This is a genomic window from Oceanirhabdus seepicola, assembly GCF_023684385.1.
Taxonomy (GTDB): domain Bacteria; phylum Bacillota; class Clostridia; order Clostridiales; family Clostridiaceae; genus Oceanirhabdus; species Oceanirhabdus seepicola.
Map to the genome: position 1 here is coordinate 652242 of NZ_JAGSOJ010000001.1, position 14199 is coordinate 666440.

General features: G+C 30.1%; 13 protein-coding genes. 5 read left to right on the forward strand and 8 right to left on the reverse strand.

Annotated features, from left to right (window positions below; genetic code table 11):
- Positions 1-5 precede the first annotated feature (5 nt).
- Both KDK92_RS02860 and KDK92_RS02865 read right to left on the reverse strand, forming a co-directional pair.
- Entirely contained in the window at positions 6-692 is a 687-nt protein-coding gene (locus KDK92_RS02860; protein ID WP_250857538.1) for a YeeE/YedE thiosulfate transporter family protein, read from the reverse strand.
- 318 nt (positions 693-1010) lie between these two features.
- Positions 1011-1382, reverse strand: a complete 372-nt coding sequence (locus tag KDK92_RS02865; protein WP_250857539.1) for a CGGC domain-containing protein — start codon at positions 1380-1382, stop codon at positions 1011-1013.
- 289 nt (positions 1383-1671) lie between these two features.
- Between KDK92_RS02865 and KDK92_RS02870 the strand changes: the two genes are divergently transcribed.
- Positions 1672-1890, forward strand: coding sequence for a hypothetical protein (locus tag KDK92_RS02870; protein WP_250857540.1), 219 nt, complete (start codon positions 1672-1674; stop codon positions 1888-1890).
- 161 nt (positions 1891-2051) lie between these two features.
- On the opposite strand, the gene KDK92_RS02875 is transcribed toward KDK92_RS02870, so the two are convergent.
- Together KDK92_RS02875 and melA are read right to left on the reverse strand one after the other, a co-directional pair.
- Positions 2052-2981, reverse strand: coding sequence for an AEC family transporter (locus tag KDK92_RS02875; RefSeq protein WP_250857541.1), 930 nt, complete (start codon positions 2979-2981; stop codon positions 2052-2054).
- 166 nt (positions 2982-3147) lie between these two features.
- Positions 3148-4446 (reverse strand): alpha-glucosidase/alpha-galactosidase, encoded by a 1299-nt coding sequence (gene melA / locus KDK92_RS02880; protein WP_250857542.1) that lies wholly within the window; start codon positions 4444-4446, stop codon positions 3148-3150.
- A gap of 210 nt (positions 4447-4656) precedes the next feature.
- Between melA and KDK92_RS02885 the strand changes: the two genes are divergently transcribed.
- Positions 4657-5520: an AraC family transcriptional regulator gene (locus KDK92_RS02885; RefSeq protein WP_250857543.1), complete on the forward strand. Its 864-nt coding sequence runs from the start codon at positions 4657-4659 to the stop codon at positions 5518-5520.
- A 68-nt stretch (positions 5521-5588) separates the two neighbouring features.
- On the opposite strand, the gene KDK92_RS02890 is transcribed toward KDK92_RS02885, so the two are convergent.
- On the reverse strand, positions 5589-6395 hold the full coding sequence (locus KDK92_RS02890) for a metallophosphoesterase (protein WP_250857544.1): 807 nt from the start codon (positions 6393-6395) through the stop codon (positions 5589-5591).
- 326 nt (positions 6396-6721) lie between these two features.
- Here KDK92_RS02890 and KDK92_RS02895 point away from each other — a divergent pair, with 326 nt between their 5' ends.
- The 3 genes from KDK92_RS02895 (at position 6722) to KDK92_RS02905 (ending at position 10134) form a co-directional block, all read left to right on the forward strand.
- Positions 6722-7276, forward strand: a complete 555-nt coding sequence (locus tag KDK92_RS02895; RefSeq protein ID WP_250857545.1) for a peptidylprolyl isomerase — start codon at positions 6722-6724, stop codon at positions 7274-7276.
- 279 nt (positions 7277-7555) lie between these two features.
- Positions 7556-7738: an alpha/beta-type small acid-soluble spore protein gene (locus tag KDK92_RS02900; RefSeq protein ID WP_250857546.1), complete on the forward strand. Its 183-nt coding sequence runs from the start codon at positions 7556-7558 to the stop codon at positions 7736-7738.
- Positions 7739-8061: 323 nt separating this feature from the next.
- Positions 8062-10134: a two-component system response regulator gene (locus KDK92_RS02905; protein WP_250857547.1), complete on the forward strand. Its 2073-nt coding sequence runs from the start codon at positions 8062-8064 to the stop codon at positions 10132-10134.
- Between the two features lie 98 nt (positions 10135-10232).
- Here KDK92_RS02905 and KDK92_RS02910 read toward each other — a convergent pair whose 3' ends face one another.
- Genes KDK92_RS02910 through KDK92_RS02920 form a run of 3 tightly spaced genes read right to left on the reverse strand, consistent with a single transcriptional unit; the run spans position 10233 to position 14187 of the window.
- Complete coding sequence (locus KDK92_RS02910) at positions 10233-11708, reverse strand: sensor histidine kinase (RefSeq protein WP_250857548.1); 1476 nt, start codon at positions 11706-11708, stop codon at positions 10233-10235.
- A gap of 1 nt (position 11709) precedes the next feature.
- Positions 11710-12375 (reverse strand): response regulator transcription factor, encoded by a 666-nt coding sequence (locus KDK92_RS02915; protein WP_250857549.1) that lies wholly within the window; start codon positions 12373-12375, stop codon positions 11710-11712.
- A 60-nt stretch (positions 12376-12435) separates the two neighbouring features.
- Entirely contained in the window at positions 12436-14187 is a 1752-nt protein-coding gene (locus KDK92_RS02920; RefSeq protein ID WP_250857550.1) for a CotH kinase family protein, read from the reverse strand.
- Positions 14188-14199: the final 12 nt, after the last annotated feature.

A 14199-nucleotide genomic window follows, 5' to 3' on the forward strand; every position in this document is an offset into this window, starting at 1 on the left:
CTCCATCATATATCTTTCCACTGTCTTTTTTCATACCATGATGCCACTCTGTACAAACCTATTAATACAACCATTTGACCTAATACAACTATTTTCAAGTCTAAATACTCAGAAAAGTATATTGTATTTGCCTTACTAATAATTAGGTCATACCAAAAGGAATAATCCTTGGCTCCCAGCACTGTTCCAATGATAAATCCAAGAAGAACAACCCACTGCAAAGCATGCCCTTCACCAATTCGCATTAATACACCAGAAGCACATCCTCCTGCAATGACCATTCCTACCCCAAATAAAAAGGCTCCAATCATTACATGTATACCTACTGAACTAACAGCCCCTGGAATAAGATCATAATCAATTGTATTTTGATTTAAATAATTGGATTGAATAACCGCAAATCCAATAGTACTCACCATCAATGCTAATAAAATCCCTCTTAGCAATTTTGTATTTCCAACAAGAAAAGGATCCCTGAACGCTGATGCAAAACAGAATCGGGAATACCTAATAATTATTCCTATCCCAACGCCCATAATCCAGCATATAGCGTACATATAATGATTTTGCCAAAGTACTACACATAAAATTATAGCAATTACAAGCAATACCATACCATATGGAGCCTGATTCTTTTTATTTTTTACTTGTCTCTGACGCTCCTTAATTAACGCAGCCATTTCATTTGACAACTTATCATCATCCTTTTAAAACAATATTTTTACTATGGCATAATTATATACTATCCAATTTTTCAAATCAATGATATATAATACTTGCATTATTTTAACAATAATTAAGAGTCCATTTCTGAACTCTTATTATTTAATCTTAATTATTTTAATACACATAATTTTAGGTATTTGTTCTCAATTTCCAAGTACCTGTTTGTTTATGAAATTTCCTTCTTTGATGAAAGAACAATAAGTAGTGCATTAGAATAAAAAGTACCACCATGATTCCTCATAATGGCACTTTTAGATATTCACGAACCCTTTAATTAACAAGTTCTATTCTTCTTTATTTATGTTAATATTATTATTCTTCTTCCCTTCTGCTGAACCATGTGTATATCCAATAACATCAAAATGTTTCGCAAATTCTTTAGCAAAGGTTTCATAATTCTCACATCTCCCTCTTATACATGTAGATAAATGCAATACCTCTACCCCTGCTTTTTTAAGCTTTTCTATTTTCACTTGAAGGCTTTCCAATGGATTTCCATCACATCCATTACAATTATTAAATGCAACTAACTGACACCCTGTTTCTTGATATCTCTTAAAAGAATCATCCTTTTCATTAAATGTTCTTAAGCATCCATTGGCAGTACACTTTTTTGAAACCTCTCCGCAAACATATATAGCAACTTTTTTCATCATAAGTTCCTCCAAAATTTTGATATCAAAATCAATTTTCAAGGTTTATTATATCATTGTATGAAATAAATTTATGTGCTAATTGTCACACATATTGCTCATAGACTATGATATTCTACTTTATTTCGATTGTCTAACATTTAGAATTACGCAATTTTTTCTTTTAATATAGGAATTTTTCAGTTAAAATATTTATAATAGGAATAATAAATTTCAAAAAAATTTTCGAGAGGTGAATATAATGAAAAAGATCACTGTTTTCGGTAGCAAGCACTGACCAGGGTGTCAACCAGTGAAAGAGTTTCTTTCACAAAATAATGTTAAATTTGTATACCTTGATATTACTGACAGCATGTTAAACCTAAAGAAATTTCTGAAATATAGAGATGCTAGGTCTGAATTCGAAGAAATTAGACAATCCAACAGAGTAGGACTTCCTTGTGTAATGATAAATAAGGGTGAAGAATTTCTTTTTGAGCAATCTCAATTTGAGGATTTAATAAATAAATAAATAAATAAATAAATTAATTTCTCAATTTCAAAATCAATCTTTAAAAATTTTCAAATTATATTACATAAAACTATTAGTCACCTCTTTAACATTTAGTTAAAGAGGCTTTATTTTACTCACTCATAATACCAATTAATTTTTAAATATTAGTTTTTTGCTGTTCACACTATCAATGAATATATAGGTATAATTAACATGCTTAAAACAGTTGAAACCCCTACCATTAGAGCAGCATATTCTGAGTTTATATCGTAAAAGTCAGAAACTAATGCTGCTTGCGTTATTATTGGCATGGATGATTCTATAATAAAAACTTGATTTAATAATACTGGTAATTTAAATAATTTTAAACTTATAAACATTATCAGCGGTGCAATTAAAACCCTTCCGAATAACACCATATAGCTACATGTATCCAATTTTATTTTTCTGAAATCAATTGAATATATTATAGTACCTATAAAAAACATTGATAGAGGAGTAGTTAAATTTCCAATATATCTAAAGGAATTCTCAATAAAAACAGGTAGCTTAATTCCCATTAACACCAACGTAATACCTATTATAAATCCAATTAATGGGGGTGAAAAAATCTTTCTAAGTGATTTAATACCTGAAAATTTATTACTCTTATTTGAATTGCAACTTCTTATACTATTTACTCCCAAAGTCCAAAAGAGACTTGTATTCGCTATGTAAAAAAGAAATACATATGTTGCACTTTCCTCACCAAATAATGCTGTATTTACAGGTAATCCTATAAATATAGCATTGGAGAATGTAATCATTGTACAAAATATTCCTCTTTTACTTTTATCAATTTTTAGGATTTTAGAAAGCAACATAGCAATTAAATACGTAGCTATAATACTTAAAAAAGCTACTGTTATTCCATTTAACGAATTAAATAACTTTTCTTTACTAAATCTCATTGGAATATTTACAATCATCATTAATGGAAGGGAAACATTTATAACAATCTTTGAAAAAAGTTTACTAGTTTCTTTATTGAAGAAGCCTTTTTTTGTCAAACCAAAGCCTATACCTATCATAATGAAAATTGTTAAGACGCTATTAAAACTATTAAGCATATGGTGTCCTCCATCTATAGTTATTATATGTAATAATTCATAGTCCGTTTATATACCAATTATATTACTAATTACAATAAAATGTATAGATACATTCTAATTTTAATTTCTTAAGAAATTAAAAAATAAGCAACATACATATTTCTATAGTATGTTGCCTATCTTTCTATTCAAACTTTGGAAGCCAATCACCATGTGCTTCTATTAGATCATCGCAAAGTGAACAGATATCAGCTATTGATAACTCTGCAGATGTATGTGGGTCTAACATTGCTGCTTGATAAATATATTCTTTCTTTCCAGTTAATGCAGCTTCAATTGTTAATAACTGAGTATTAATATTTGTTCTATTTAAAGCAGCTAATTGTTGTGGTAAATCGCCTATATAGCATGGCATCACACCATTTCTATCTACCATGCAAGGGACCTCTACCACTGCATCATTTGGTAGGTTAGTAATTAATCCTGTATTTAATACATTCCCACCAATTTTATATGGACTATCTGTCTCCATAGCCTCCATTATATAAGATGCATATTCAGTTGTTCTTTTATGCTCTAAGTTATTATTGTTGATAATTTCTTTCCCCATCTCACTCCATTTTTTTATTTGCTCAATACATCTTCTTGGGTATTCATCTAAAGGTATATTGTATCTTTCAATTAGTTCAGGGTACTTACTTTTAATAAAATAAGGCATATACTCTGCATTATGTTCACTTGATTCAGTAACATAATATCCAAATTGATTCATTATTTCATAGCGTACCATGTCATGATGTGGTGTTTCTCTCTCTAGCGCGCTTCTCTTTATTTCTGGATATAAATCTTGCCCATTTCTAGAAATCTCTAAAAGCCACGCCATATGATTTATACCTGCTATTTTCCATTGAATATCATCTATAGGAATATCTAAGCCCTTTAATAAGTTCTTTGCACAACTTTGTACACTATGGCACAAACCTACCGTCTTAATATTCGTACCTCTAAGCATAGCTCCAGTTAATGTTGCCATTGGATTTGTATAATTTAAAAGCCAAGCATCTGGACATACTTCTTCCATATCCTTCGCAAAATCAAATAGAACAGGAATTGTTCTCAAGGCTCTGAATATACCTCCAATTCCAATTGTATCTGCTATTGTTTGACGAAGACCATATTTCTTTGGGATCTCAAAATCTGTTACTGTACAAGGCTCATATCCACCTACTTGAATTGCATTAACTACATAATCTGCACCTCTCAATGCTTCCTTGCAATCTGTATAAGCAACAATTTTAGCACGATTTTCATTGGAATTTCTGTTTATATTATTTAACATAATTTCTGATTCTTTTAATCTCTTATGATTAATATCATAAAGTGCAATGTAAGAATCTCTTAGTGCTGGAGTAAGCATTACATCACCTAAAACATTTTTAGCAAAAATTGTACTCCCAGCCCCCATAAAAGTAATTTTTGGCATATTAATCCCCCTTTTCATGTTCTAATTAATTTTGATTTTAATCTCTCTATTATTATTTTAGATTGAATAAGAATAAATATATATATATTTATGTCATTAAAATATGGTTTAATGTTACTACTTCTTATTTGTTATTATTTGATATTGATGTAAAATATAATAAAACATTATATTCTTAGCTATTGATTATGTATTAACATGGAGGTTTTTATGAAAGGTAAATTTACTAAAGAACTACTTACAGAACAGTTTATACTAGATATTAACACTAAGTATGATTCAAATATATATATTTATCATTGTGGTTGGGAAAAATGCAAACCTAAACATTCTTATGGACCTGCTGTTAGAGATCATTTTCTAATTCATTTCGTTTTAGATGGACAAGGTAAACTTTATATTGAAGATAAAGTATATGAAATTAAAATGAATCAAGGTTTTTTAATATCACCTGATGATATTACATATTATGAAGCTGATGAAAAAAATCCGTGGAATTATTTATGGGTAGGATTTAACGGAATTAAAGCAACTCAATATCTTAAAGAAATAGGTCTTGATAAAAATAGCCCAGTAATAAAACCTAAGGATAGCGACTTTATTATAGATTGCCTAAAAAAACTAAATGAGAGCTCAAAAACTACACGTGGTAGAGAAGTTAGAATGTTGGGATATTTATATTTATTTTTATCTAAATTAATTGAGGAATCTAAAGAAAGTACTATATTACCTTACAAAGATGAATACATTAATAAAGCTGTAGAATATATAGAAATGAACTATTCCAGAAATATAACCATTAAAAATATAGCTGAACATTTAGGTTTAAATAGAAGTTATTTTAGCAGTCTGTTTAAGAGCACACTAAATGTGTCACCTCAAAAGTTTCTAATACATTATAGAATTAGTAAGGCCTGTGAACTTTTGAAATATAATACTAATTTAAACATTGGAGATATAGCTCGCTCAGTTGGCTATACTGACCCTTTAGTGTTCTCAAAGACATTTAAATCAATTAAAGGATGTTCACCAAGTTCTTACCGTATACAATTAAACGAAGAAAAAAGACTGTAACAAGATAATTCTTCTTACAATCTAAACGCAACAAAATTTATTTTAATAACATGTTATAATAGGAAAATCTAAATTTTTTTATTAATCTTTATTAAACTTACTTGCGATCTATTAAATAATCTAATTGGCAATGAATGAACACCAACTCCACTATCAATATATACAGCTCTATCTTTTTCTTCAAAAAAATAAAGTCCCTTTTGCAACTTAGGAAATAACCCTTGTGATGTAAATAATGCTCCTATAAAAGGAATCCTAATCTGACCTCCATGAGTATCACCAAGTAAGGTTAAATCACATTTTATATCTTCATCTCTATCTAGAATCTGTGGCGAATGGCTTACTAAAATTGATAATTTAGTGAAATCTACATTATGGAAGGTTTTCTTAAGATCATCTTCTTCACTTCTTGCATCATTGGCTCCACAAATATTAATCTTATCTTCCCCAATTTTTAAAACTCTACTTTTATTGTCTAAAATATTAACACCCATATGTTTAATCTTCGTCAAAAACTCATCGCTTCTCTTATTTGCATACTCATGATTACCATTAACAAAATAGACTTCATCTGTATAATCTAAAACTAACTTTATCAACCTATAAGCACCACTGAAGTCTCTGTGATCTTTACTTATAATATCTCCAGTGATTACAATGAAATGTGGATTACATCTTTCTATAGTTTGTTTATATTTTTTATCACTAAATAGTCTTTTGTTATGAAAATCTGATATTTGCAGAACTCTAAGTTCATCTATACTTTTAAGCTTCTTACTTTCGATTCTTATTTCATTTATCTTTGTAAAGTTCACTTCGTAAATAATCCTTGCTGTGATTAGAAGAGAAGTAGTTAGTGTGATTATCAAATTCATACTATTTTAATCCCTTACCTTTCTATATTGTTTATATGAAACTTTAACATACTTTTCATAAGAAACCTCTCTTTAATATTTCTTTTACATAAATTATAGCACCATTAAGTTGTCCATGACACCACTTGTTTTAGATTAGGCATGTGAAAATAAATAACAAGTCAAAGATGCGAAGTATATTTTGTAAAATACGAAGAGTTGGGTTCCGCTGATAGTGGTTCTCTCAGTGGGTTCCAAGGATGAAGTAGTTTACAAAATAGACGAGTATACTGACTTGTTATTTATTTGAACTTGCCTTATGCTATAATTTGAAATGAGGTGATAAAATGAAAAATCCTATTGTAACTATCAACATGAAAAATGGTAAAGAAATTAAAATCGAATTATATCCAGAAATAGCTCCAAATACAGTAAATAATTTTATCTATTTAATAAAGGAAAAGTTCTTTGATAAACATGCCATTGTTAGAGTTGTAAATGGCAGATTAATTCAATCAGGAGACCCATATATGCCTGGTCCAGAACGTACAGATGTAACCCCAGGATACATAATAAATGGAGAATTCAAAAAAGATGATTATCATAATCCATTATCCTTTGAACCTGGAATAGTTGGAATGGCTATGGCAGCTTATGAATATACACCAAATGCCTCTGCTGGAAGCTTCTTTATTATGACTAAAGACGAGCCTAAGTTAGATTCTATTGTTCCAGCCTTTGGAAAAGTCATTGAAGGTATGGATGTGATCATCGAAATAAACGAAAGCAATACAAGCATGAAATTTGGATATGATGTTCCAGATGAAATGGAGTATTTTGAAAAACTTACAGTTGATACTTTTGGAGTTGAATATCCCGAACCTGAGAAAATAAAAGAATAAAATAAAACAGTTTCCTAACACAAGAAAAATATTCCTTTAAAGTGTGCTAAAATAATGAAACTCCTATAGTACTTAGCTAATGTACTACAGGGGTTTCTTGTATAAGCATTTAGCATGTTCCTAAGTCTTCTGCCATTATTCTTCTTATTGTTGAACTCATTTTCCTTATAAGATATTCCTATGAAATTCTAACCATATATCCCGCTAATCTACTATTATAATATTGTGATATTAGTACAAACTACTAATACAAAGCAATATAAAAAGGAGAGATATTAAATGGCTAAAAATTTAGTACCTGAAGCAAGAAATGGATTAGCACAATTTAAAATGGAAACTGCTAGTGAACTTGGAGTAAACCTTAAACAGGGATACAATGGCGATTTAACTTCAGCTCAAGCAGGTTCAATAGGTGGAAATATGGTTAAGAAAATGGTTCAAAAATACGAAGAAAATCTATAATATTTACATGGAAAAATAGATATAGAGCATGTGGCTTAGGCTACATGCTCTATTATTTTAACACTAATTTTCAAATTTATACTATGGATTACTGATTAAATTCCTTATTAATATAACATTTATATATTATTTTAGTTACATACCTCTCTTTATTAAATAATATTGAAGAAATACGAAAATATTATGACATGGTTCAATATATGCTCATATATTTTTGTTACATTATGTTATAATAACAAGATAAACTACTGAATTAACGGTAATGGTTATAATATTTACATAAATATATGGACAAAACCGAAGGGAGTATTAATAAGAAAGTTATGATTGAAAATATATTTGATAAAAAGAAATCTTTAATCCTTATAGTTGATGATTCTAAATTTATACGATCTACATTTCGTAATTTTCTAGAAAATGAAGGTTATGATGTTGTCGAGGCTGAAGATGGCATGAAAGCTCTTAAGCTCTTTGAAAAAACAAAACCAGATATTGTTCTTATGGATTTTGTAATGCCTGGAATGAATGGTGTTACTACTTGTGAAGAATTACATAAATTACCTAATGGGAAACGTACTCCTGTAATTATGATTACTTCCCTAGAAGATGAAAATTCTGTTAATCAAGCCTTCCAAGCTGGAGCTACTGATTATATTAGTAAACCTATAAATTGGGCTGTTTTACGTCAACGTCTAAAACGTTTAATCCATGCAAGACAAACTGAAATATCACTTGATCAAAGTGAAGCTTTTGCCCGTTCAATAATCGAACACGCTGGTGAAGGAATTATCACTATTGATATCGATGGTATTATCAAGTACATTAATCCAGCAGCTGAACAAATTTTTGGATACTTATCTAATGAGGTACTAGGAAAAGATATTACTACCCTTATTCCAAAAGTTCATAAGAAAGATTGCCATAATCTTTCTTCCCAGTTTTCCGATATACACAATGAAATAATTGGTCATAGAAAGGATAATTCCTCATTACCTATTGATTTTACATTAAGTAAGTTTTATGTAGTCGACCAATGCTATTTTTCTATAATTCTAAGGGATATTACTGAGCAAAAAAGATATGAGGAAAAGATAAGATATCAAGCCTTCTACGATTCCTTAACAGGTCTACCAAACAGACTTTTGTTAAAAGAGCGTATTAATGTTGAAATCGCTCGTGCAAAACGAACTAAAGAAAAGCTTGCGGTAATGTATTTAGATTTAGATAGATTTAAGCTTATTAATGATACACTAGGTCATGATGTTGGTGATAAATTATTAAAAGAAATTTCCAACAGAATGAAAAGTTGTGTTCGTGAACAAGACACAGTTGCTCGACTAGGAGGGGACGAATTTGTTATTTTGCTCCCTTCAATAGGTCGGGAAGAATTCGTTGGTAAAATTGCTGATAAAATCCTAGAATCAATTAGAGAACCAGTACTAATTGATACCCATGAACTTTATCTTACAATTAGTATTGGAGTGACTATTTTCCCAGATGATGGCCCAGATGATGAAACATTACTGACAAATGCTGATGTTGCTATGTATAGAGCTAAAGAAAAAGGGAAAAATAATTTTCAGCTTTATACACCAACACTGAACGCTAAAGCTCTTGAAAGATTAGCACTGGAAAATAGCATGCGTAAAGCCATAGAATATAATGAATTTGTAGTTTATTATCAACCAAAAGTAAATACTAAAACTGAGCAGGTAATTGGGATGGAGGCCTTAGTCCGTTGGCAACATCCTAAATGGGGATTAGTTCCACCGGTAAAATTTATCCCTTTAGCTGAAGAAACCGGGTTAATTGTACCAATTGGTGAATGGGTATTACGTACTGCTTGTGCTCAAACAAAAGCCTTACAAAATGCTGGACTACCGCCTTTATCAATAGCAGTTAATCTATCAGCACGTCAATTTGAGCTGCAAGATTTAACAAAAATGGTTTCCAAAGCATTAAAAGATACAGGTCTTGAACCAGAATATTTAGAACTAGAAATAACCGAAAGTGTAGCTATGCATAATGTAGAATACACTGTTAAAGTAATAAATGAATTGAGAGATATGGGAGTTAAGTTTTCCATAGATGATTTTGGTACAGGCTATTCTTCTTTAAGTAAATTAAATAGTTTTTCTGTAAACAAATTAAAAATTGATAAATCTTTTGTTGGAAAAATAGATGGACAAAAAGAAAACTCTATCATAGCTTCTACAGTTTTAGCATTGGGAAAAAGTCTTGAACTTGCTATAGTTGCTGAAGGCGTTGAAAATGAAGAACAGGTTAATTTCTTAAAGCAAAATAATTGTGATGAAATGCAGGGCTACTTTTTTGGTAAACCTATGCCTAAGGATAATTTTTTAGAGTTTTATAATAAGAATCTTAAAAAAAATTAAATATAATGAATATAAAAGGAACTGTATGTCTGATGGACCACAGTTCCTTTTATATTTATTATTCCCATTTTTATTATTATTGCTAAAGTAATTTCTTATTACATATTATTAGCTTTTTCCAAGTCAAACCAAAACACAACACCATCAGGAACATTAAACACTCCAAAATCATTCCCGTGTAAAGTCTGTACTGCTTTTACAATAGATAATCCTAATCCACTTCCCCCATATTGTCTAGCCCTAGCTTTATCAACTTTGTAGAAATGCTGCCAAATTTTCTTCAACTGATTTTCTTCTATATTTTTTCCACTATTAAACACGGATACCCTTACTGTATCTTTCTTTTCTTCAATTGTAATTTTTATGTTTTTATTGTTATCCACATGATTAATAGCATTGTTTAAGTAATTTACAATTACCTGTTCTATTTTCATAGGGTCTACTAAGACTTCCAAATTACCTTTATTTTCAAACTCAACTTTTATATTCTTTTCCTTAAGTATATTTGAAAACTTTGCTATATCATAATCTATAAGAGTATATATATCAATGTTGCTTTTTTCTAATTTATATTCTCCAGATTCCATTTCTAGTAGTGACATAAGTTCTTTAACTATACTATCCATCCTACAACTTTCATCTACTATTACATCACAATAGAAGTCTTTATCTTGTGGATTCTCCATAATATCTAATCTTAAGGCATCTGCATACCCTCTAATAAGGGCTATAGGTGTTTTCAATTCATGTGAAACAGCATAAATGAATTCTTTCCTTGTTTCATCAATCTCTTGCTTTATTTTTATCTCATCTTCTAACATACAATTCTTATCATTTAGTTCATTAATTGTCACTTCCAGTCTATTAGACAAATTGTTGATACTATGTCCTAACTGACCAACCTCATCTTGATGCTTTATATCTACAGTTTCTTCAAAATTTAACTGGCTCATTTTTTGCGCAATTTCATTGAGCTCTAATATTGGCTTTGTGAATCTTTTTGATAAATAATATGCCCAAATTACTCCAAGTATAATTATTACTATACCAACTGCTAATGCAAATTGATTAGTTATGATTACACTTTCCTTAAATGCTTCTAAGGGAACTCTAATTGACAATTGATCCCCATTACTCATAATTTCATTGATAACCAAGAAATCCACTTGCATGTTTTTATCTCTCACAATATATCTTTCTCGTTTATCATCAATTATTTTTGTATCTATAACTTTATCTGAAGATAATAAAGGTGGAATCAAACGGGGTTTCCCACCACCTTTTATGTCCTCTCTTATTCTATCTAAGGTACTATATTTTAAACTTCCATCAGAATCAGTTATTACTATAAATGCATTTTCCTTATTTTCAAAGTACTCCATAATATCTTTTACTTCATTGTAATCATCATTGTATGCTTTGCTAATATTTCCACTAATCTCCATAAGTGATTTTTCTTTTTTATACATGTAGTAATTTCTATAAAATATGGTGTTTATTAAGGAGAATAAACAAACAAAAGATAAAACCATAACTGTAATTTGTATAAATAATTTTGCCTTAATAGATTTCATATTAACCTATCTCCAATCTATAGCCGAACCCTCTTACGGTTTTTATTATTCCACTCTTACTTTTTAATTTTATTCTTAACCTATTTATGTGTGTATCCACTGTTCTCTCATTTCCATAATAATCATATCCCCAAACTTTATTTAAAATACTATCTCTTGAACATGCTTTATTTTTGTTTTCAATTAAATATAATAAAAGATCATATTCTATGGGGCTTAAATCTAATGGTTCATTCCCTAGATGAACTACTCTTGCATTTTTATCAACTAACAATCCATTTAAATTAACCGTATTGCTCTTATCTTCTAATCTTTTTAGTAGTGATTTAATTCTAGCTATTAAAATTAACGGACTAAAAGGCTTAGTCACATACTCATCAGCTCCGATTTCAAAACCAAAAAGTTCATCATGCTCCTGTGCTCTTGCTGTAAGCATAATAATTGGTACATTTGAGCTTCTTCTGATTTCTCTACATGCACTCCATCCATCTACTACTGGCATCATTACATCTAATATAACTACATCTATATTATCTTCTTTATGAAATATTTCTATTGCTTCCTGACCATCACTAGCTTCTAATACACTAAAATCTTCACGTTTCAAAAAATCTTTAACAAGCTTCCTTATTCTAAACTCATCATCGGCAATTAGTATTTTTCGCAATAATCCTTCACCCCTTATAACAAATTCAAGGATAAACTATCGTTTATCCTTGTCATTATATCATCTTGGTTGACCATCTGCACCTCTAGACTGACCACCATTTCCATTTCCATCATTATATGATTTTATTGTGCCATTTAATTGCCCTTCTATACTATTTATTCTATCTCTAATAAATTCTTTTAGACCATAAATAATCTTATAACTCTCAGAGTTTTGCTCTTCTCTGACTTGATCCCCTTTAGGATTATCATTGTTACCTTCCTGATTCTTGGTATTCCCTTTACTGCTATTCTGATTACTTTGCTGTGTCTGCTCTTGATTCTGCCCCTTCCCTGGAGCCTGACCTTGACCTTTTGCCGGTGCCTCACCCTGTCCTTTTGCAGTTACTTCACCTTGACCTTTGCTTGGCGCTTTACCTTTCACTTCTGTTTCCTCTTCACCACTATTATTTTCACCTTTTGATGGAGCTTTTTTCTCAGAACCTTTACTATCTCCAGCTCTCTCACCTTTATTTCCACCTTCCTGTGGAACTCTTGGGGTACGCTCAATGTTGTTATTTCCTACCGATGCTTCATTCTCTATACTTTGATCTTTTTCTAAAGATATTAAAAACTGCTCATAAGTAAAGAATTTACTAGGATCTCTTTCCACATAAGGCGCTATCATAGTGCTTACTTTATCAATAATTTGTTCCATATTCTCATAGCTCATAGGTCCATTTATAAGTTCTTCAATATATTCTTCATATCGATCCACATATTCTTGATTCTGGAATATAACCTCTACTAAAGGTCTACTCTCCATTGGTCCTGATGTTGGGTCAAATATCATATAGTTTACATGTTGTTCTCTAGTCAATTTAGCAGAAAATCCTCCAAATCCTTGATTGAAATCCCAAGGAATTATTGAAAACTTCCCATTCTCTTCATATATATAGAAATTATGAGGTATGGCTCCTGGATAACTATCTAAACTAACAACACCCACTGTTACTGCTAAATACTTAAGTATGTTATCAATATTTAGGACTTCTTCAAGATCTCCTCCATTGTTTATAACATCAATTAAGTTTAAAAACGCACTATGGTCAGTTGAATCTTCATTTGTTTTTAAATTCATATCTCCATAATCTTCTATTGAATCTCCTTGCCACCCAAAGTCTATCATATAAGGCTTGTATAAATCGCCCTCTGTTTCTTCAAAGTTTAATTCCACAAAGGCTTCATCCACAGGCTCTACCATAAGATATAAACCTTTGAGTTCATCATTAATATACAATTCAGCAAAGCTTGTTCTTGGTGCTGGTAATCCCATTTCTCTAAATAGCTCATATGATAAATATTCTCTTAAATAAGAAGGATCTGCAAAGTTATTATTTAATATTAACTGATTAAGACCCAAGAAATCTTGCCCATTATCATATTCATCAAAGGAAATCTTAAAGCTGTATCTCTCTGAACCACTGCTAACAACTTGGCCTAAACTTGAATTACCTTTTGTTCTAATTCCTACATTTTCAACTTCATTTCCATTAACTATTACTTTATTAACAAAAATATATTCTTCTGCTAATGGATCAGAGTACATTTTATCTAATTCTCCATCCTGAATATATAATCGTATTTCTCCTACTTCATCTTCAATAAAAACTTCACTGTCTAGTACATCATAACTTAATTCTTCATTTGCAATATTATTTGTAATATCATTGTAAGTGTCTATTACCTTTACTTCTGCAATACTTGAAATTACATAGGTAAGAACTAATATAAGACACAAGGACAATGTAATAACTATATTTTTCTTCATATTAATCACCTC